Consider the following 20166-nt stretch of genomic DNA (forward strand, 5'->3'; position numbering starts at 1 on the left):
CGACAGCCGTACCGCCCCGGAAAAGGAGTACGCGCGGATGCGCGGCGGGTTCTAGGGTCTACGACATGGTGTCGGCGAGTCAGGTGGCGGCGTTCGCCGTGTTGACCTTCGTCATGGTCGTGGTCCCGGGCCCGAGCGTGCTGTTCGTGGTGAGCAAGGCACTCGCGGCCGGGCGGCGTACCGCGTTGCTGACCGTCGTCGGCAACGCGGCGGGGGTGTACCTGCAGGTCATCGCGGTGGCGCTCGGGCTGGGCACGGTGGTCGAGCGGTCGGCGACGGTGTTCACCGTGGTGAAACTGGTGGGTGCCGGATACCTGGTCTATCTCGGTGTGCAGGCGATCCGGCACCGGCGCGCCCTGGCCGAGGCGGTGCACACCACGGTCACCGCGAGCGCCGCCCGACCGCTGCGGGTGGTCAGGGACGGCCTCGTGGTGGGCTTCGCCAACCCGAAGGCGATCGTCTTCCTGGCCGCGGTGCTGCCGCAGTTTGTCGATCACACGACCGGGTCGGTGCCCGTCCAGATGTTGCTGCTCGGGATCCTGCTGCCGGCCATCGCGCTGGTGCTGGACGGCGCCTGGGCGCTGCTCGCGGGCACCGCACGCGAATGGTTCGCCCGGTCCCCTCGCCGGCTCGCGTTGATCGGTGGCACCGGTGGGTTCGTCATGATCGGCCTGGGCGCCGGCCTGGCCATCACCGGCCGCAAGGACTAGCCAGGAGCGGGATCCGGGTCCGGATCGGTGGTTTCGCCGGATTTGCTGAACAGTCGGGTGGCGGAGACGCGGGCGGTGTCCTCGACCTCGCCGAGTTCGTCCAGCTGACCCCGGATGGTGGCGTCCACCGAGAGGTACTTGCGACCCGCGCGCAGGTCGGCGTCGTTGCGCAGGCGGATGATCAGCGGGAACTCGCTCAGCGCCCCCGCGTCGAACAGCCCGGTGGTGTAGATCAACTGCACCCCGAGGGCACTGGCCACCACCCGTTGCAGCTCCAGCAGGTAGCCGGCCGAGGCGCGGCCGATCGGGTTGTCCAGGAACAGCACGCCGGAGTGCCGGAGCTGCAGCTTGCCCCGGTTGTTGGCGCGCAGCGCGGCCAGGGTGCAGTACAGGATGATCGCCGCGGTGAGCTGCTGGCCGCCGGAGAAGACGTCGCGGATCTCCGACACCCGCTGCCGCTCGGTGCGCAGTACCGAGTCCGGCTTGAGCATGTCCACCCGGAACCCCTTCGGCACCGCCGCATGCACCCCGCGCAGCAGCAGGGACATCCCGTCCCGCTTCACCTCCCGGCCGTCGCCGGTCTTGCCGAGCGCCGCCTCGTCGACCACCTCGCCGAGCGCCGCGCCCAGTGTGCTGTCGTCCGGATCGGCGAAGCGGATCCGCAGGAACTCCTGGCCGGACCAGTCGCCGAGGCCCTCGGGCAGCCTGGAGAGCCGCTGTGCCGAGCGCAGCATCCGCAGCGCGCCCTCGACCATCCCCTGCAGCCTTGCCACGATCCCGGAGCGGTGCCGGTCGATCTGCGCGAGGTCGTCGGTGAGCGTGCGCAGCCGGGGGCGCAGCGCGGCGGTCCACTCCCCCGCGTTGGCGGGCAGGCTGTCCCGCTTCACCGAGATGATCTGCTGACGCACCGGGCTGGCGAGGTGCTCGAAACGCTTCTCGGTGGCGTACTGCGCCAGCGCGTCGGCCGCGGCACGCACCCGTGATTCCGCCGTGTCCAGCGCTTCCTCGGCACTGCTCAGCTCGCTGTTCAGCTTGCTGTGCCTGTCCTGTGCCGCGTCGACATCGCCGTCGAAGACCTCCACCGCTTCGTCCTCGCCCTTGGGCACCAGGTGCGCGAGTGACTCGGACAGCACCCGGAAGCCGGAGGCCGAGGACTGCGCGTTCTCCAGCACGTACTCCGCCTCGGCGCGGCGCGCCTGTGCCTTCTCCCAGGCCCGCGCGGCCGTATCGGCCTCCTCGGCAGCGGCCTCGATCAGCTCGGCCCCGTGCTCGACACCGGCGGGCCGGGTCCGCCCGTCCAGCGCGGAGGGGTGTTTCGGCAGCTGCTCGAGCTCGGCCCTGCGGGTGGCGACCAGGCTGATCGCCTCGCCCTGTTCGGTCTCCAACGCGGACACCGTCCGTTCCGCCCTGGCCTGTGCGGCCGCCCTGGTGGCCGCGTCCGCCCCGTCCGCGGTTTCCAGTAGCTGTCCCGCGCGCTCCCGGATATCCGGGTCGAGCGCCTCCAGCGCCGCCCGCGCCGCGGACTCGGCGTGCTCCGCCTGCTCCAGCTCGGCGCGCAGGTCGCTACCGACCTCGACCTTGGCGTAGGCCTCACTGGCCGAGACGAACGCGCGCCGCAGCGCGTCCACCGGCTCGGACGGCACCGGGTCGTCGGTGGAGACCGAGCCACCGCCGGGAACCTCGGCCAGCTCGGCGCGGGCGCTGCTGACGGTGCGGCGGTGCCCGTCGGCCGTCCGCTGCTCCTCCGCCGCCTCCTCGCGCAACCGCGCCGCGCGCGTGGCCGCCTCCTCCGCATCGGCCTCGGCCCGCGCCGCGGTGTCCTGCGCCCGCGTGGCGGCGTCGGTCCATTCCGAGACGCGCGCGGCCCGGTCGGCCAGCTCGGCCAGCGTGCGGGCCCGGTCCTCGGCTTCCCGCGCCGCGGCCCGGCGCCGCGGTACGTCCTCGCGCAGCCGCGCCCGCTTCGCGGTCAGCTCCTCGGCGGACGTGCTCGCCCGCCGCTCGGCCACGCCGGCCTCGGTGAGCTCACCCGCGGCGTCCTCGGCCTCCTCGGCCAGCCGTCCCAGCGCACCGGCCGGGTAGTCCTCCCGCCAGGTGGTGAGTTTCCATTCCAGCGCGGCATCGGCCTCGATCGCCGCGGACAGCGACTCCAGCTGCTTCTGCCTGCGCGCATGCCGGGCCGCGATCGCCTCCCGCTCGGCGTCGGCCGCCTCCTCGTCGTACATCGCCGGGTTGGGCGGGACGAGGAACTCCAGTCCCGCGGGGCCCGCGCCGTCCTCGGCACGCACGGCCGCGGTGGTGCCGACGGCCAGCAGCACGCTGGGCAGCAGCTTGGCCTCGGCCAGTGCGGCCTCGGCCCGCGGCAGGGCGGCAGGGTCGTTCAGCAGGACGCCACCCACCAGGTGCGGGAACCGCTCCAGCGCCCGGCCCCGCTCCGCGCGATCCAATGTAGACAGATAGCGCCAGCCGGACCACGCGGGAACTCCGGCCCCTTCCAGCACGTCGAGTACAGACTGCACCTCCGCCGGCGCGGGCAGCAGGCCGCCGCTGCCCAGCGCCGCGAGCGCACGCTCGTCGACCTGCTCGGCCATGCGCAGCGCCATCCGCTCCCGCTCGGCCTCCGCGCGGGCCTCCCGCAACCGGGTCTGCAGCGCGGGAGCGTCCGTCTCCGGTTGTACGGACTCCCCGCCCAGCAGCTCGGCGAGACGGGGCTCCGCGGCGAGGCTGTCGGTACGCCGGTGTGCCTTGTCCAGCTCCGCGGCCGCCCGCTCGGACCGGTCCCGCGCGGTGCTCACCCGGTGCCGGGCCGCCTGCGCGGCGGACTGTGCCTCGGCGAGTTCCTCACCGAGGCCCTCCAGCTCGGCCTCCCCCGCCGCGGCCTCCTTGGCCACGGTCTCCGCCTCGGTGCGGGCTCGCTGCGCCGCCGTCGTGACCTCGGTGCCCTCGGTGAGCAAGCCGTCTCGCACGTGCCCGCGGATCTCGGACCTGATCTCCTCGAGCCGCTCGGTGAGCTGCGCGGCACCGGCCCGCTGGGTGGCCGCGGTGGAGGTCGCCTCGTCCCGGGTCGCCTGCGCGGCGGCCGCCTCCGCGTGCGAGGCCGCCGCTCGCTCCGCGGCGGCCTCGGCCTGCTCACCGGCCTGCGCCGCGAGCCCCAGCAGGCCGCGGGCCAGCGCGAAGGCCGCCGCGTTTTTCGCCTCCAGCGCGGGTTTCGCGGTCTGCTCCCGCTCCCCGACCAGTTCCCGGATGTCCGCGGCCCTGCGCACGGCGTTCAGCTGGCCGAGCACCGTCTCGGTCTCCCGCCAGGCCCGCGCGGTCGCCCGCGCCTCCGTCAGCTCGGTGTCCAGGTCCTCCTTGGCCCGCACCGCGTCGGCCAGCCGCAGGTCTGCCACCACCCGGCGCAGCTCGCCGACCACCGCGCCCAGCCTGCGGTGGTCGCCCTCGGCGAGTTTCTCCGCCGTCCTGGCCTCCTCGACGTGTGCCCGCAGGCCGTCCAGCCGCTGCGCCTCGACCCGTTGCCGCGCGGCGACCGAGGCGGCGAAGGACTGCGCGGAGGACCGGGCGGTGGCCGCCAGCTTCCGGGAAGCCGCGGCCAGCGACTCCTCCTCGGTCAGCGGCTCGAGCAGTTCCAGCGCCCCGGCGACGAAGTCGCGCTCGGCGAGCAGCTCACCGCGCTGGCTGAGGTTGTGCGCGTAGGTCCGCAGCACCTCGGCGAGGTCGCGCGGGTCGTCCTCGGAGATGACGGCCTTGAGCAGGAAGTCGACGAAGGCGCCGTCGGTGCCGAAGGTGAAGGCGTCCGCGGCCTCGCCCTCCCCCGCGTTCATCGCGCGCTGGTACCGGAACAGCTCGGTGTCCAGGCCGAGCAGGTCCAGTTTCTCGGTCCACTCGTGCTGCCTGCGGGTCCAGAACAGCTCGAGCTCCGGCTCCGCGCGGTGCCCCTCGTCCAGCTTCTCCTGGAAGCCGGACATGGTCAGCAGCCTGCCGTCCTCGGTGAACGGCAGGGACTCCAGGTCCAGTGTCGTGCTCGGCCGGAAGCAGAACCAGGCGTCGGCGAGGTTGGCCGGGTCGGCGGAGACCACGTGGCCGCGCCATTCGGACACCTTTCCGGTGATCAGCCTGCGGCCGTTCTCGGTGTGCTGCCACTCCAGCACCACGTGCGAGACATCCTTGGCACCGACGAACTTCTCCAGCACCCGCGTGCTGGTCGTGCCGACCACCTGGCGGCGGCCGGGCAGCATCACCGAGAAGATCAGCTTGATCAGCACGGACTTCCCGCCGCCGTTCTCGAGGAACAGCACGCTTGCCGGCGACGGACGCCGGGGAAGGCCCTGCTCCGCGGCGTGGATCCCGGCGCTGAACAGCGCGTCCTGGGTCGGCGTCCGGACCACCGGACCGACCCCGCTGAGGTCGAGCACGACGTCCTGGTACCGCGCGCCGGCCGGGCCGACGGAATGCAACCGGACCCGGGAAAGCTCGTACATCGATCCCCTACCCCTAGAGAGTGTCCGAAATGGTGGGCCGCAGCGTGCCGCCCGCCTCGCCGACCGAGACCACGCCGAGGTCCAGCAACTCCTCGAAGGCACTGTCCGCGGCCAGCTCACGCACCTGCACCTGGTAGCGCGGGGTGGTGCGGTAGGTGCCGCCCTGCTCCGAGTTGACCTGCACCAGGAAGCCCTGCTCGGCGAGAAACCGCAGGGCGCGGGACACCATGCCGCGGGTGGTGTCCGCGGCCAGCCTGCCGTCCTTGGTCGCCGCCGCGGCCGGCCTGCGCGCGTAGGCCCGCCAGGCCTGCTCCAACTCGGGGGCGTCGGCGAGCGGATCGTTGTTCTCCTCGGCCCTGGCGGCCCGCTCGTCCAGGATCCGGCAGGCCTCGCGCACCACGGAGTCGACCTGCTCCACGCTGACCCGGCCGATGTAGGTGTCGTTGGCGAGGTCGTCCGGCCGCGGGAAACCGAGCGCGGCGGTCGCCAGGTGCACCAGCCCGTGCAGCACCTTCTCGGTTTCCCTACGCTCACGGATCTTGCTCTGCCGGGCGTAGCTGTCCATCTTGATCTCGAAAACGGACTCGTCGGTCGCGGCCAGCACCGCGCCCGCCTGGGTGCTGACGTCCAGCACCATCAGCCCGAGCCCGGCCGCGACGGAGTGGGTGAGCTGCTTGAACGCGCTGTCCTCGGCGTAGCGACGGACCAGGTCGGCATAGGTCACGTCCCGCGAGGGCAGCTGCTTGGGCCGCATGCCGAACGAGACCAGCCGCGCGGCTGCCTCCACGTCGACGTTCTTCACGCCTGTCCCACCTCCTCGTCAGTCGCGTCGGTCGCGCCAGTCGCTTCCGGCTCCCCGGTCGCGGCGGCGGCCCGGTCGATCCGGGCCGAGACGAGCAACAGGTCCGCCCCGCCGAACCGCTCGTCCTCCAGCGGCACCCCGTCGTCCACCGCCAGCAGTGCCCGCTCGTCCCCCTGCCGGACCGCGGCACCCACCTCGGGGCTGTAGGCGTGCAGGGCCCGCAGCGCCACCAGTGTGTCCAGTTCGGCGTCGATCTCCCTGGCCTCGGCCAGCAGCCCGGACAGCCGCCGCGGCACCTCGGGCAGATGCAGCAGTTCGTCGGCCTGGCGCCACTGCTCGTCGCTGTAGTAGTCCACCGACTCCGCGGGCAGCAGCTCCGGCTCCGGAACCTCGCCGATCAGCTTGTCCCGCTCCGGGGCGGGTCGCAACAGCAGGGACACCAGTGCCGGCAGCGCGGGCACGGTCGGCACGGCCAGCCCGGAGGCCCCGTGGAAGAACGCCTCCACCGGGCGCACCGCCTCGGCCACCGGCAGTTCCAGGCTGGGTACCAGCACCTGCCCGAACAGATCCACCGTGGCCCTGCGAGGTGGTCCGGAGAACTGCTGCCGGTCCTGCTCGGCCCGGAAGGTCGCCCCGGCCGCCTGCAGCCGGGACTGCAGCTGGGTGTGCCTGCTGATGCAGTCGGCGACGATATCAACCAGCTCGGCGGCCCGCCGCTTGTGATCGGTGTCCTCCGCCTCGTCCCTGGCCGCGGTGATGTTGCGCAGGATGGCGTTCTCCGCGCGGAACCGGGACTCGATGTGCGACAGCGCCGAGTCGAGCAGCTCCGGCATCTCCTGGTCCCAGTCCACGGCGCGCACGTCCCGGCGGGTGGCGTCCAGCTTCGCGCGCAGCGTCTCGCCGTACTGCACGGTGCGGTAGCGCGCCTGCTCGGCGGCCAGCTTCGCGTCGGCGAGCCTGCCCCTGCTGATCAGGTTCTCCAGCTTGACCTCGGCCGCGATCTGCGCGGACTCGACGTCGGTGTCCAGCGCGCCGACCAGCACGTTGATCGCCTCGTCGCTGGCCCGCAGGTACACCTCCCCGTCCGGGGCGACCAGCTCGACCAGCAGCTTGAAGTCGAACGCCCTGCGCTGGTAGGCGCCGACCGCGTCGACACTGCCGTACACCCGGCGGAAACCCCGGTCCGCGGTGCCGACATTGATCAGGTTGTCCAGCACCCACCTGGCCACCCGCACGTGCTCCTCCGGGTGCCGGTGCGGGGCCTGCGCGGCGATGAACGGCTGCAGCCGGTTGATCACCTGCTGGTGGTCGGCGCCGGTGTCGAAGTCCATCGCGATGGTGACCTGGTCGATCGTGTGCAGCGCGATCTCGGCCATCTGGTAGGTGGTGGCGTCGGCCCAGTCCAGCTTGGCCTTGCGCGCGTCCAGGTCGTGCAGCGGGGCGGTGCAGGCCAGGGCCTTGAGCCTGCGGGCAAGCCCCTCGTCGACACCCCCCGGGCTGATCGGCCCTTCACCCGGATCACCATCACGCACAAGGCGCAACGTTAAGCCGTGTTTCGGCGCTCCCGCACCTCGGGGCCGAGGTGCGGGAGCGCCGGTCGGTGGGTCAGCCGGTGACGAGGGTCAGGTTGTAGGCGGAAAGGATGGGACGCACCGGCTGGAAGAAGCAGGTACGGCTGTCCCCGCCGGAGACAACACCCTGTGCCTGCCCGTTCGAGATGAACGCGCCGCCGGAGTCACCGGGCTGGCAGAGCGCGTTGGTGGCGGTGAGCCCGCGGACCGAACCCTGCGGGTAGCGCACGGTCTGGTTCTTCTGACCGATGGTGCCCCTGGTCACACCCGTGGTGGAGCCGGACTTGCTGACACCGGCACCGGTGGCCGCCTCCTGCGAGCCGGAGACCGGGCCCACCCCGGTGACCGAGCCGACCGGGGTCCAGTCGCTGCTGGTGCGCACCCAGGCGTAGTCGGCGCCGGGGAAGCGCGAGCCGCCCCACTGGCCGAGCGGCCGGCCGTCCTTGGTCAGCGAACCGCCTCCGGTCTCGGTCTCGCAGTGGCCCGCGGTGACGAACCCGCCGCGTACGGAGAAACCGACCGAGCACCGCGAGTTGCCGGGGTGGTAGGCCTCCCCGCCCTGGATGTCGGCGTAGAGCCGGGGAACCTCGGACGACTCCTGGATCCGCACATCCGTGATGCCGACCGAGGCGGCCAGGTCGCGGGCCTGCTCGGCCGTGCCCGGAAGCACCGTCATGTTGACCACGTTGTGCCGCACGTCGACACCCCACCGGGTGATCGACTTCGGCGCGGTCGCCTCGACCGCGTCCAGCTTGTCCACCATGGTGTCCAGCTCGGCGGTGCTGTGCCGGACGAGCCGTGGTTCGGCGCCGGTCCTGGTCACGTCGTCGAGTTCGTCCCGGTCGGTCACACCGACGACCAGGTCGCCGTCGGAGGGATCGATCCAGGCACCGCCGAAGCTCGTACCGAGCGCCGAGCTCAGCGACTCGATGCCGGCGTCCGCGCCGAGTTGGCTGTCGGCCGCGGCGACCGAGGTGCTCAGCGGCACCAGCGCGGCGACCGTCAGCAGGCCGGCCGAGGCGAGCAGAGCCGAATTCTTGAATACCACTTGGCGATCTCCTTCTCGCAGGGGAAATTCGCGCCGCGAGGGACAGACGCGAATAAGGATGACGAAGGTGGAATGACCGGCCAACCGTGGCGAGGTTAACGAGAAAATCCGATGGCATACAAGATCTGCGGCACTGTTCGCCGACGAAAGTACTGGGAAATAAACACCCGAACTGGGAATGTGAATGCCAGGCATAAGAGCTATTTCTGTCCCGGCGCATCGCGGCGTGCCGGGAGTATCCGGCCCAGGGTGACGAGCAGCAGCCACAGCATGCCGGCGAATCCCGGCAGCCAGCACAGCCGGGCGAGCAGCCACGCCCCGCCGGAGGGAACCTCGTGCAGCCCGGCGAACGTCCCGAAAGCGCCGGCGGCCAGGAGCACCGCGGTGAGCGCGCTCTGGTGCAGCAGGAAGATCGGCAGGGCCCGCGCGTTCACCCAGCCGACGACGGTCCGTGCCGACCGCGCGGCCCGGCGCAGCGGTGGCGCGGCCAGCAGCACGGCACCCACCTGGGCCAGGGCGAGCGCCAGCGCGAACGGCGAGGGCGGCGCCAGGTTCGACCGTGCCTGTCCGGTGCCGCCGACCGCGGAGACCGGGTAGCCGAACACCAGCACCGCGAGCAGCCCGCCCGCCACCCCGAACGCGAGCAACGCCGTGGCCGCCGGTGGGCCGGGTATGCCGCGCTCGGCAGCGACCACACCGAGTTGCCAGGGCACCCACCAGACCAGCAGCACGGTCGCCTGGCCGAGGACGCCGGGAGCGCCCGCGGCCACCGCCGACTCCACCAGCAGGGCCAGCCCGGCGGGTACGGCCGCGGCGGCCCAGCCCAGCCACCCGTGCAGGGCCAGTGCGACATCCGTGCCGGCGAGCAGCACCACGTACACGGCGAGAAACCACAACGGGCTCGTCACCAGGTGGACCACCGTGCCCGCGGCGTCGGCGCCGAGCCCGAACAGCAGCAGCACGCCCAGCACGATGGCCCAGGCCAGGAGCACCAGCAGGACGGTTCGGGCGAGGCGGGACACCCGCGCCACCCACCAGCCGCGCAGGCTCCCGGCGTACCGCCGGGCGCTGGCCCTGCTCACCGCGGCGCCGAAACCGCCGGCGAAGAAGAACAGCCCGAGGGTCTGCAGCAGCCAGCTCAGCGGCGCGAGCGCGGGCAGGTGACGCAGCGGGCTGTCCACGTCCAGCCCGGCCAGCACGCCCTCCCCGGCCGGCAGGACGGCCGTGACCAGCCAGTGGCCGAGCACCACCCCGGTGATCGCCACGGCCCGCACGAGATCGACCAGCGGCTCCCGCGCTGGTCGCCCGCCGTCACTCCGCCCCAGCCCACCCGCTTTCGCCGGTCAGACCTCCTCTTCCTCGAGCATCTCGGCGGTGACGGCCGACTCGGTATCCGGGATGCCCTGCTCCTTCGCCCTCTTGTCGGCCATCGCGAGCAGCCTGCGGATCCGGCCGGCCACGGCGTCCTTGGTCATCGGCGGGTCGGACAGCTGGCCGAGCTCCTCCAGCGAGGCCTGCCGGTTGGACAGCCGCAGCTTGCCGGCGGCCAGCAGGTGGTCGGGCGCGGAGTCGCTGAGGATCTCCATCGCGCGCTCGACCCTGGCCGCCGCGGCCACCGCGGCCCGCGCGGACCGGCGCAGGTTCGCGTCGTCGAAGTTGGCCAGCCGGTTGGCCGTGGCCCGCACCTCGCGCCGCATCCGGCGTTCCTCCCAGGTGAGCACGCTCTCATGCGCGCCGAGCCGGGTGAGCAGCGCGCCGATGGCGTCCCCGTCCCGGACCACCACCCGGTCGGCGCCACGCACTTCACGGGACTTCGCCTGGATGCCCAGCCTGCGCGCCGCGCCGACCAACGCCAGCGCGGCCTCCGGACCCGGGCAGGTGACCTCGAGCGAGGACGAGCGCCCCGGCTCGGTGAGCGAGCCATGGGCCAGGAAGGCACCCCGCCAGGCCGCCTCGGCGTCGGCGATCCCGCCGGAGACCACCGCGGCGGGCAGGCCACGCACCGGCCTGCCGCGCTGGTCGATCAGGCCCGTTTGCCGTGCCAGCCCCTCACCGTCCTTGACCACCCGGACCACGTACCGGGTTCCCTTGCGCAGGCCCCCGCTCGACGAGATGACATGCACGTCGGAATGGTGGCCGTAGAGCTCGTGGATCTCCTTACGCAGCCTGCGGGCCACCGAACCGGTGTCCAGTTCCGCCTCGACCACGACCCTGCCACCCACGATGTGCAGGCCACCGGCGAACCGCAGCATCGAGGCCACCTCGGAGCGACGCGGGCCGATCTTGGTGAACTCCAACCGGCTCAGCTCGTCCTTGACCTCCGCGGTCATCGCCATTATCCCCTCCTCCTCACTGCTCTCGGGCAAGACCGAGAGCCTCTCGCACACAACTCGCCAGCGCATCCGGATCGTGCCGACCGGCCACCCCCTGGTCGGCAATGTCAGCCAGATGCGCGCGCCCGCCCAGTCCGGCCGCCGCATGCCGCAGCCGAGCCGGTGTGGGCACCGAGTCCCTGTCCGCGATCACCGCGTCGACTCGGAGCCGGGGAGCGTGTTCGAAGAGTACGTCCAAGTGGCGTTCCGGGGAGAACCCAGCCGTCTCACCCGGTTGGGGGATCAAATTGAGCACGACCACCTTCGTGGCCCTCGTGCGGACCAGCGCGTCGTGCAGATCCGGTAACAACAGGTGCGGGAGCACACTGGTGAACCAGGAACCCGGGCCGAGAAACACCGCGTCGGCGTCCAGCACCGCCCGCACGGCCTGCGGAGCCGCCGCCGGCGGCCGGTCGGGGCGTTCCGGGTTGTGCAGGGTGATCCGGCGAACCTGCCCCGGCGTGCTGGCCACCGCGACCTGCCCGCGGATCCGGCTCACCCCGCCGTTCTCCAGCCCGGTGACCTCCGCCTCGATCTCCAGCGGCTCCACGCTCATCGGCAGCACCCTGCCGGAGACGCCGACCAGGTTGGCCGCCTCGTCCAGCGCGGCCACCGGATCGCCGAGTACCTCGAACAGCCCGGCCAGCAGCAGGTTGCCGACCGCGTGCCCGGCCAGCGCACCGTCACCGCCGAAGCGATGCTGGAACACCTCCGACCACAGGCTGCCGCCGTCCTCCGCGGCGGCCAGCGCGGACAGGGCCTGCCGCAGGTCGCCGGGCGGCAACAGCCCGAGCTCCCGGCGCAGCCTGCCCGAGGACCCGCCGTCGTCGGCCACCGTGACGACCGCCGTCACGTCGGAGGTGATCCGCCGCAGTGCGCTCAGCGTCGCGTGCAGGCCGTGGCCACCGCCAAGGGCTACCGCGCGCAAGGGTGTCGTTGTCGTGCTCGCTCACTCCCGACCAAGGTCCCGATGCACCACCTTGACCGCCATACCGTCCTCATTGGACATCCGGCGGGCCAGCTCCTCGGAGATCGCCACGCTGCGGTGCTTTCCGCCGGTGCATCCGACGGCGAGCGTCAGGTACCGCTTGCCCTCGCGCTTGTAGCCCGCGCCGATCAACCGGAGCAGCTCATGGTAGCGCTCCAGGAATTCCTCGGCCCCCTCCTGGGTCAGCACGTAGTTGCGCACGTCGCCGTCCAGCCCGGTGTACTCGCGCAGTTCCGGGATCCAGAACGGGTTCGGCAGGAACCGCACGTCCATCACCAGATCGGCGTCCATCGGCAGCCCGTACTTGTACCCGAAGGACAGCACGGTGACCCTGGTCTGCGTGCTGGCCTCCGAGCCGAAGGCGTCCTCGATCTTGGCTCGCAACTGGTGCACCGACAGCGCCGAGGTCTCCAGCACCAGGTCGGCCTCCTCGCGCAACGGCGCCAGCAGCGCGCGCTCGGCGGTGATCCCGTCGGAGAGCCGGCCGTCACCCTGCATCGGGTGCCCGCGGCGAACCTGCTCGAACCTGCTGACCAGCACGGCGTCGGTGGCCTCGAGGAACAGTACCCTCGGCTTGTACCCGCGGGCGTCCAGATCCTTGATCACCGAGGCGAGGTCGTCGGTGAACGCGCGCGAGCGCACGTCCATCACGACCGCCACCTTGGTGATCGCGCCCTGCGCCTGCGCGCCGAGCTCGACCATGGTGGAGATCAGCTCCGGCGGCAGGTTGTCCACCACGAACCAGCCGAGGTCCTCGAGGCACTTCGCCGCCGTGCTACGCCCGGCTCCGGAGAGGCCGCTGACCACGGCCACCTCCATACCCGAGGTCTTGCCCGGCGCTGCCCCCTCGCCCGTTGTCACGTTCCCGTCTCCCGTTCTGTGCCGTTCTCGCCCGCCAGCGCGGCGTGCACGACCTCCGCGGTGCGCCTGCCGAAGCCCGGCACCGCCGCGATCTCGTCCACGCTGGCCTGCTTGAGTTTCTTCACCGAACCGAAATGCTTGATCAGTGCGGTCCTGCGCGCCTGACCGAGGCCCGGCACCCCGTCCAATGCCGAGGTCTGCAGCCGCTTCGACCGCTTCTCCCTGTGATAGCGCACCGCGAACCGGTGCGCCTCGTCGCGCACCCGCTGCAACAGGTACAGCGCGTCGGAGCTACGCGGCAGGATCACCGGATCGGGGTCGGCAGGCAGCCACACCTCCTCCAGCCGCTTGGCCAGGCCGACCACCGCCACGTCGGTGATGCCGAGCTCGGCCAGCACGTCGGCCGCCGCGGTGGCCTGCGGGCCCGCGCCGTCCACCACCAGCAGGTTGGGCGGGTAGGCGAACTTCCGCGGCCTGCCGGTCTCCGGATCGATGCCGGGCCGCTGCTCCCCCTCGCCGGTCACCTCCTGTTCGACGTTCTCGATTTCCTTGAGGTAGCGGGAGAACCGGCGCCGCACGACCTCGGCGATCGAGGCGACGTCACCCTCCTGCGCGGCCTCCCGCAGGGCGAACCGCTTGTACTCCGACTTGCGCGGCACGCCGTCCTCGAACACGACCAGCGAGGCGACCACATCGCTGCCCGCGATATGGCTGATGTCCACGCACTCGATCCGCAGTGGGGCGCTGTCCAGCCCGAGGTGTTCCTGCAACTCCGACAACGCGGCCGACCGGGCGGTGAGGTCGCCCGCCCTGCGCAGCTTGTGCTGGGCGAAGGCCTCGGAGGCGTTACGGGCCACGGTGTCGGCCAGTGTCCGCTTGTCCCCGCGCCGCGGCACCCGCAACCGCACCCGCGAGCCGCGCAGGCCGGTCAGCCACTCGGTCACCGCCTCGGCGTCCGGAGGCAGTTCGGGAACGAGTACTTCGCGGGGCACCGGCGAGGCGGTGTCCGGGGCCTCGGCGGCGAGCTCGGCCTGCTCGCCGTAGAACTGGGCGAGGAACTGCCCGACCAGCGCGGCGACGTCCATCTCCTCGGCCTTGTCGATCACCCAGCCACGCTGGCCGCGCACCCGGCCGCCGCGCACATGGAAGATCTGCACGGCGGCCTCCAGCTCGTCGTGCGCGAAGGCGACCACATCGGCGTCGGTCCCGTCGCCCAGCACCACGGCCTGCTTCTCCATCGCCCTGCGCAGCGCGCCGAGGTCGTCCCGCAGCCGGGCCGCCTTCTCGAACTCCAGCCCCTCGGATGCCTGCGCCATCTCCTGTTCCAGCCTGCGCACCATCACGTCGGTGCGCCCGGCGAGAAAGTCACAGAAGTCGCTGACGATCTGCCGGTGCTGCTCGGCCGAGACAGTACCCACGCAGGGCGCCGAGCACTTGCCGATGTAGCCGAGCAGGCAGGGCCTGCCGATCTGGCCGTGCCTGCGGAACACGCCGTTCGAGCAGGTGCGCGCGGGGAACACGCGCAGCAACAGGTCCAGGGTCTCCCGGATGGCCCAGGCGTGCGCGTAGGGGCCGAAGTAGCGCACGCCTTTCTTGCGCGGCCCGCGGTACACATGCAGCCGGGGGAACTCCTCGTGCAGGGTGACCGCGAGCACCGGGTAGGTCTTGTCGTCCCGGTAGCGGACGTTGAACCGCGGGTCGAACTCCTTGATCCAGTTGTACTCGAGTTGGAGGGCCTCGACCTCGGTGCCCACCACCGTCCACTCCACGCTCGCGGCGGTGGTGACCATCTGCCGGGTGCGCGGGTGCAGCCCGGCGAGGTCGGCGAAGTAGGAGTTCAGCCTGCTGCGCAGGCTCTTGGCCTTGCCGACGTAGATGACCCGCTTGGTCTCGTCACGGAACTTGTACACTCCGGGCGCGTCCGGGATGCTCCCTGGCGATGGGCGGTAGGTCGACGGGTCAGCCACACTCCCAAGCCTATGGCTCGCCTCCGACAGTGCTGCGTGGCCCCGGGGCCTTCAGCGGGCCAGTTGGTCCTCCGCCCAGCGGCGACCGAACCCGGCGAGCACCTCCGGCGACCAGCGGCCCTCGATCGGCACCTCGCGCCAGAGCAGGATGCGGGGACCGGCCAGGGTGCCGTGGCTGATCCGCACGACCTGGGTGCCCTCCAACCACTGGAACACGAAGTGCGCGTACATGAACGCCAGCACCGCTCTGCCCTCGGCGTCAGCCAGCCGCACCGGCCCCTCCCTCGGGTAGGGCGCCAGGTAGACCGGCTCGGTCCGGCCGTTGCGGTATGTGAAGGTCGCGGTCACCACATCGGGCGTGACGACGGTGGGTCGCACCGCCTCAGTCCTCCACGATCGTGATCGTGCCGGTGCCGCCGCAGGCCGCGCAGCCACGGCCCTTGCAGTCCCCGCAGGTGCTGGTGATGTCCGGCAGTCGAAAGTTCGGATGCATGACCCGACGCTAGGCCGAACTCTTGCTCGCTCGCGAGAAATGTTTCCGAAGTTTCTACACTTCCACCCGTTCGCGCGGCGGCCCGGAAATTACGGCTGTTCTGGCGGTTCCTCCGGCGCGAGGTCGTCGATCACCTTCTGGATGATCGCCCGAGCCGCCCGGCCGTAGCTGGCATCCGCGGCATGCGCCTCGAACGCCTCGGTGTAGACCTTGATCTCCTGCTCCTGGGTCAGGTTCAGCTCGGCGGAGTAGGTCTCCACCGACACCCGGTCGTTGTCAAAGAGCCAGAACCCGTGCCGTGGCCCGACCGTGTAAGCGGTGTCGAACCCGACGATGCCGAGTCGGACGGTGGGCAGGGCGGCCAACGCGATCAATCGGTCCAGCTGGCCGAGCATGACCTCCGGCGGACATTTTCGGACGCGCAGCGCCGCCTCGTCCATCACGAAGTGGAAGCGGCGGCCCGGCCGGTACAGAATCTCCTGCCGCCGCATCCGTGCTCGCACCGCATCGTCCGGATCCTCCGGCAGATTGTGCCTGCGCGCCGCCTCGGCTAGGCGCGCTCTGGCGTACTCGGCGGTCTGCAACAGGCCGGGAACCACCAGCGGCTCGAAGGCACGAATGAGGCGCGTATGCCGCTCGCTCTCGGCAATCTTGTCCTGCAGCGAGTGCAGGCCACCGCGTAACAGCCGATCCCATTCACCATGCCGGGTCTCCAGCGTGCGCAGTAACGCGAGCACTGACTCGGTGGCGGCCTCGTGCCCCGTGGCCTCGGTCCAACCCCTGACGTCGTCCTCGCTCGGCGACTGTCTGGCGTTCTCCAGCTTGGAGACCTTGGAGGCAGGCCACGACAACGCCTCCGCAAGCTGCCGACCGGTCAGCCCGGCCTGCTGACGAAGCTCGCGGAGACGCCGGCCCAGCGCGAGGCGCTCCTCATGGACGCTGGAGACTTGGTTCGTGTTCCTTGGCGAATTCATCCCGCCGGACAGCGTAATGCCAGGCCACATCCCGCCAGTAGTTGTGCTGGACGATGGTCTCCGGATCGGTGATCACCTCGTGCTGGAGCGGCCGGTCCTCCTCGTCGAAGTGCATGCGCACCAGCGTGCGTGAGTCGAACAACCAGTAGTCGTGGTTGGGCAGTTCGATGCCTTCCGCTGCATCCCGAGTGAGGTACCGGATATCCTCGCCCGCCTCGATGTTGAGTTGGCAAGCCCACAGCCCGAACCGGCTGTAGTCGGTGAGCGGAATACTCTTCACCCGCACCCGCTCGAACAGCTTCCCGTCTGCGGTTACCCGCTGAATATTCTCTCGCCAGCCGCTACCCCACGACGGGTCGGACGCTTCTCCAGCGAGGAAACGGCGGAACGGCTCATCCTCCGCATCGACGTTGTAGCGGTCCCGTACCTCCAGCCGGAAGGCGGTGTGTTCGAAGTCCGTAAATAACCGTTGGAACTCATCGCCGGACAGGCAGGCAGGACTCATTTAACGGCCTCCTGGTTACGCTGCTGGTAGAATCGCAGAACTTTCTTCCGGAATCTCGATCACCGCCTCGCCGTCCGGAACCGGGCCGATCTCGGCAAGCACCTGCCGATCGGTTACCACCCAACCTTGCACGATGTAGGTGCACCGATCGGCCCGGTCGGTTGCGAACAACGTCGGCGACTGACCATGCTCCGACTCTGGGTCCTTGCCGAGGAACTGAACACGCATGTTGCCCTCCGATGTGAAATATTGCGGAACTTTCTCAGCGCGACGAGCGGGGGCCGGCGCGTCGACGGGAGCCATGCGAACGGCGTAGGGCGGGGCCGGGAAGTACCGCCGAAGGCGGGTACCGACCACCCGATCCGGGCAATAGCCTCCGCGACGACATGTCCGCTCAGTCCCCGTGGGGGTTCACATGCGTCGCCGGTTGTCCACCGCGTTCGCGCTCGGAATGTCCGCACTACTGCTGGCACCCGCCAGCCCCGCACTGGCCGACCCGCCCGGGCCCGGCGAACCCGGGGAGCATCGCCCGGTACGCGGGCCGTCCGCGCCGGCCGAGCACCGGTTCCTGCAGAAGACCATCCGCGGCGAGACGGTGCCACGGCACGCTTACGCGCAGGCCGCTGACCAGGCGAAAGGGCTACCCGCCATCGGCGGCCGGTGGAAACAGGCCGGGCCGACCAACATCGGCGGGCGGATCGTCTCGCTGGCGCTGGACCCGCAACGCAAGGACACCGTGTACGCGGCGGCGGCCAGCGGCGGGCTGTGGCGCTCCACGGACGCGGGCAAAACCTTCGCACCCGCCTGGCCGGACGAGGGTACCCAGGCCATGGGCGCGGTGGCCACCACCGGCGAGGGCACCCTGTACGTCGGCACCGGCGAGGCCAACCCCGGCGGGGGCAGCCTCACCTACGAGGGCACCGGAATCTACCGCTCGGACAACCGCGGGACGAGCTGGCGGAACGTCGGGCTGCGCGACTCCGGGACGATCGGGGCCATCGCCGTCGACCCGCGGGACGACGACCGGCTGCTGGTGGCGGCGAACGGGTCGCTGTACTCCGGCGGCGGGCAGCGGGGCGTGTACCTGACCACCGACGGCGGCCGGTCCTGGCAGCGCACCCTGGATGTGGCGAACGAGTTCACCGGAGCACCGGAGGTGACCATCGACCCGACCGACCCGGACCGGGTGTACGCCGTGCTGTGGGACCACCGGCGCACGCCGGAGAAACGCACCTACGGCGGGGTCGGCTCCGGGGTGTTCCGCTCGCTGGACGGCGGGCTGACCTGGGAACGGCTCGGCGGCGGGCTGCCGGAGCAAGGTCCGGACGTGGGCCGGATCGGGATCGCGGCCTCGGCCTCCGAGCCGGGCCGGTTGTACGCGATCGTGAACCAGACCAGCGGCCCGTTCGCCGGTTTCTACACCTCGGCCGACGCCGGAGAAACCTGGACCAGGTTGCCGGAACCGGACGTGCTGAAGGACTCGCAGTCCAGCTTCGGCTGGTGGTTCGGCAAGCTCTGGGTCGATCCGGACGACTCCCGGCAGGTGCACGTGGCCGGGGTGCCGCTGGTGACCTCGAAGGACGGCGGCCGGACCTGGACCGCGGACGACACCAGCATCCATGTGGACCAGCACGCGATGGTCTGGGACCCGGACTATCCCGCCAGGGTGTACCTGGGCAACGACGGCGGCGTCTACCGGTCCGACGCGGACGGGCACGGCGGCTGGGTCAAGGCGGAACACGAGCCGTACACCCAGTTCTACAGCGCCGCGATCACCCCGCAGGACACCAGCAGGATCTCCGGCGGCACCCAGGACAACGGGTCGCTGCGGTCCTGGGGCGGACCGCGGTTCAACGAGTACCTCGGCGGGGACGGTGAGGAGAACCTGATCAACCCGCGGGACAAGGACAACGTGTTCGCCTGCTACCAGTACGGCAACTGCTTCCGCTCCACCGACGGCGGGGACACGATGACGTTCTTCACCCCGGAGACCACATCGGACCGCCGGAACTGGTTCACCCCGGTGCAGTTCGACCCGAACGACCCCGAGGTCATGTACTACGGCGGGAACCGGCTCAACCGCTCCACCGACGGCGGGGTGACCTGGACGCCGATCAGCCCGGACCTCACCGGCGGGCCGGGCCAGGACGTCTACCCCTACGGCACGATCACCACGGTCGCCGCCGCACCGTCCGATCCGGACACGATCTGGGTCGGCACCGACGACGGGCGAGTGTGGCTGACCCGCGACCTCGGGCGGACCTGGACCACGGTGCTGGAGAACCAGCCGTGGGTGACCAGGATCGCGGTGGACGAGCGGGACGCGGAGACCGCCTACGTCACGCTGTCGGCGTACCGGTCCGGCTCACCGCAGGCGCACGTGCTGCGCACCCGGGACGGCGGCGAGCGGTGGGCCGACCTCTCCGGGAACCTGCCGGACGCTCCGGTGAACGACGTCGTGCTCGGCTCGCACGGCCGGATCTACCTGGGCACCGACCAGGGCGTGTTCGTCGGGTTCCGGTTCTTCCCCGGCTTCTGGCTGCGGCAGGGACGCGGGCTGCCGGTGGTACCGGTGGACGACATCGAGTACGACCCCGGGCACCGCAGGCTGGTGGCGGCGACCTTCGGCCGCGGACTGTACGAGATGCGGGTGCACTAACCCGCCGCGAGCAACCCCACGACGACCTCGTCCAGCCGCTCGGCCACCACGTGCGGGCGCTGGACGGTGCCGGGGACGCCGCCCTCCAGCCGGGTGGCGAATCCGGCCAGCAGGCCGGCCCGCGCCGCGCCGTGCACGTCCCAGGAGTGCACGGCCACCAGCGCGGTGCGCTCCGGCGCGCTACCCACCTGCTCGCAGGCCCAGTGGTAGACGCGGGCAGGCGGCTTGAAGGAGCGGATCTCCTCGGCGGAGAGCACCCCGGCCAGGGACTCGCGCAGGCCGGCTCCCGCCAGCGCGGACTCGGCGACGGCGGCCGAGCCGTGGGTCAAGGCGTAGCGGGGCACCCCGGCCTCGGCCAGGAGCCGCAGCGCCGGATCCGCGTCCGGCTGGGCGGGCAGTTCGGCGAACCCGGCCAGCACGTGGTCGATCCGGTCCTCGCTCAGTGTGTGGCCGGAGGTGATCGCCAACTGCTCCCGCGCCACCTCGCGAAAAGGCGGGGCCTCGCCGGCGAGGGTGTAGGCCATCCCGTCCCGCAGCGTGCGGGCGAAGAACAGCTCCAACTCGTGGCCCGGCCTACCCACCTCGGCGAACCGGACGCGCAGCGCGTCAAGCTGGAGCAGTGTTTCGAACACGTCGAAGAGTACGACCTCTGGGCGGCTTTTCGGGACCGGCACGTTCATGGCGTCCAGCATGCCACCCCAGCCGGCACTCAAAGCGGTGCCGTATAGGTCGTTATTCACC

General features: G+C 71.4%; 16 protein-coding genes. 2 read left to right on the plus strand and 14 right to left on the minus strand.

What is annotated here, in order from left to right:
* The first annotated feature begins 65 nt into the window (after positions 1–65).
* Positions 66–710, plus strand: coding sequence for a LysE family translocator (locus tag FB471_RS29805; protein WP_142003050.1), 645 nt, complete (start codon positions 66–68; stop codon positions 708–710).
* Here the strand turns inward: FB471_RS29805 and FB471_RS29810 are convergent.
* From FB471_RS29810 to FB471_RS29870, 13 genes are all read right to left on the minus strand, one after another.
* Positions 707–5185: a hypothetical protein gene (locus FB471_RS29810; protein WP_142003052.1), complete on the minus strand. Its 4479-nt coding sequence runs from the start codon at positions 5183–5185 to the stop codon at positions 707–709. The genes FB471_RS29805 and FB471_RS29810 overlap by 4 nt on opposite strands.
* A gap of 13 nt (positions 5186–5198) precedes the next feature.
* Positions 5199–5939 (minus strand): hypothetical protein, encoded by a 741-nt coding sequence (locus tag FB471_RS29815; RefSeq protein ID WP_142003900.1) that lies wholly within the window; start codon positions 5937–5939, stop codon positions 5199–5201.
* A gap of 44 nt (positions 5940–5983) precedes the next feature.
* Positions 5984–7519, minus strand: coding sequence for a hypothetical protein (locus FB471_RS29820; protein WP_246076786.1), 1536 nt, complete (start codon positions 7517–7519; stop codon positions 5984–5986).
* Between the two features lie 73 nt (positions 7520–7592).
* A complete protein-coding gene (locus FB471_RS29825) occupies positions 7593–8606 on the minus strand; it encodes a S1 family peptidase (protein ID WP_246076787.1) in 1014 nt (337 codons plus the stop codon).
* A gap of 200 nt (positions 8607–8806) precedes the next feature.
* Positions 8807–9871: an acyltransferase gene (locus FB471_RS29830; protein ID WP_142003057.1), complete on the minus strand. Its 1065-nt coding sequence runs from the start codon at positions 9869–9871 to the stop codon at positions 8807–8809.
* Positions 9872–9949: 78 nt separating this feature from the next.
* On the minus strand, positions 9950–10942 hold the full coding sequence (gene whiA / locus FB471_RS29835) for a DNA-binding protein WhiA (protein WP_142003902.1): 993 nt from the start codon (positions 10940–10942) through the stop codon (positions 9950–9952).
* A 13-nt stretch (positions 10943–10955) separates the two neighbouring features.
* Complete coding sequence (locus FB471_RS29840) at positions 10956–11906, minus strand: gluconeogenesis factor YvcK family protein (RefSeq protein WP_142003059.1); 951 nt, start codon at positions 11904–11906, stop codon at positions 10956–10958.
* Between the two features lie 21 nt (positions 11907–11927).
* Positions 11928–12785, minus strand: coding sequence for an RNase adapter RapZ (gene rapZ / locus FB471_RS29845; RefSeq protein WP_142003903.1), 858 nt, complete (start codon positions 12783–12785; stop codon positions 11928–11930).
* Between the two features lie 38 nt (positions 12786–12823).
* Positions 12824–14794 carry an excinuclease ABC subunit UvrC gene (gene uvrC, locus FB471_RS29850; protein ID WP_142003062.1) on the minus strand — a complete coding sequence of 657 codons (1971 nt, stop codon included), beginning with the start codon at positions 14792–14794 and terminating at the stop codon, positions 12824–12826.
* Between the two features lie 51 nt (positions 14795–14845).
* A complete protein-coding gene (locus FB471_RS35395; RefSeq protein ID WP_246076788.1) occupies positions 14846–15172 on the minus strand; it encodes a hypothetical protein in 327 nt (108 codons plus the stop codon).
* A 204-nt stretch (positions 15173–15376) separates the two neighbouring features.
* Positions 15377–16261, minus strand: coding sequence for a helix-turn-helix domain-containing protein (locus FB471_RS29860; RefSeq protein WP_142003064.1), 885 nt, complete (start codon positions 16259–16261; stop codon positions 15377–15379).
* On the minus strand, positions 16218–16766 hold the full coding sequence (locus FB471_RS29865; protein WP_142003066.1) for a DUF6879 family protein: 549 nt from the start codon (positions 16764–16766) through the stop codon (positions 16218–16220). The genes FB471_RS29860 and FB471_RS29865 overlap by 44 nt, the downstream gene beginning before the upstream one ends.
* 15 nt (positions 16767–16781) lie before the next feature.
* Positions 16782–17069: a hypothetical protein gene (locus FB471_RS29870; protein ID WP_246076789.1), complete on the minus strand. Its 288-nt coding sequence runs from the start codon at positions 17067–17069 to the stop codon at positions 16782–16784.
* 112 nt (positions 17070–17181) lie between these two features.
* Here FB471_RS29870 and FB471_RS29875 point away from each other — a divergent pair, with 112 nt between their 5' ends.
* On the plus strand, positions 17182–19425 hold the full coding sequence (locus FB471_RS29875; RefSeq protein ID WP_142003905.1) for a sialidase family protein: 2244 nt from the start codon (positions 17182–17184) through the stop codon (positions 19423–19425).
* Here FB471_RS29875 and FB471_RS29880 read toward each other — a convergent pair.
* Positions 19422–20165: an HAD family hydrolase gene (locus FB471_RS29880; protein WP_246076790.1), complete on the minus strand. Its 744-nt coding sequence runs from the start codon at positions 20163–20165 to the stop codon at positions 19422–19424. The two genes, FB471_RS29875 and FB471_RS29880, sit on opposite strands and share 4 nt — an antisense overlap.
* Position 20166 lies beyond the last annotated feature (1 nt).

It is taken from the genome of Amycolatopsis cihanbeyliensis, from assembly GCF_006715045.1.
In the GTDB taxonomy this organism is placed as follows: domain Bacteria; phylum Actinomycetota; class Actinomycetes; order Mycobacteriales; family Pseudonocardiaceae; genus Amycolatopsis; species Amycolatopsis cihanbeyliensis.

Coding starts and splice junctions, on each gene's coding strand:
- FB471_RS29815 (WP_142003900.1), bottom strand. CDS start 5,939: ATGCGGCCCAAGCAGCTGCCCTCGCGGGACGTGACCTATGCCGACCTG.
- FB471_RS29805 (WP_142003050.1), top strand. CDS start 66: ATGGTGTCGGCGAGTCAGGTGGCGGCGTTCGCCGTGTTGACCTTCGTC.
- FB471_RS29865 (WP_142003066.1), bottom strand. CDS start 16,766: ATGAGTCCTGCCTGCCTGTCCGGCGATGAGTTCCAACGGTTATTTACG.
- whiA (WP_142003902.1), bottom strand. CDS start 10,942: ATGGCGATGACCGCGGAGGTCAAGGACGAGCTGAGCCGGTTGGAGTTC.
- rapZ (WP_142003903.1), bottom strand. CDS start 12,785: ATGGAGGTGGCCGTGGTCAGCGGCCTCTCCGGAGCCGGGCGTAGCACG.
- FB471_RS29875 (WP_142003905.1), top strand. CDS start 17,182: ATGCGTCGCCGGTTGTCCACCGCGTTCGCGCTCGGAATGTCCGCACTA.
- FB471_RS29810 (WP_142003052.1), bottom strand. CDS start 5,185: ATGTACGAGCTTTCCCGGGTCCGGTTGCATTCCGTCGGCCCGGCCGGC.
- FB471_RS29870 (WP_246076789.1), bottom strand. CDS start 17,069: ATGGCTCCCGTCGACGCGCCGGCCCCCGCTCGTCGCGCTGAGAAAGTT.
- FB471_RS29860 (WP_142003064.1), bottom strand. CDS start 16,261: ATGAATTCGCCAAGGAACACGAACCAAGTCTCCAGCGTCCATGAGGAG.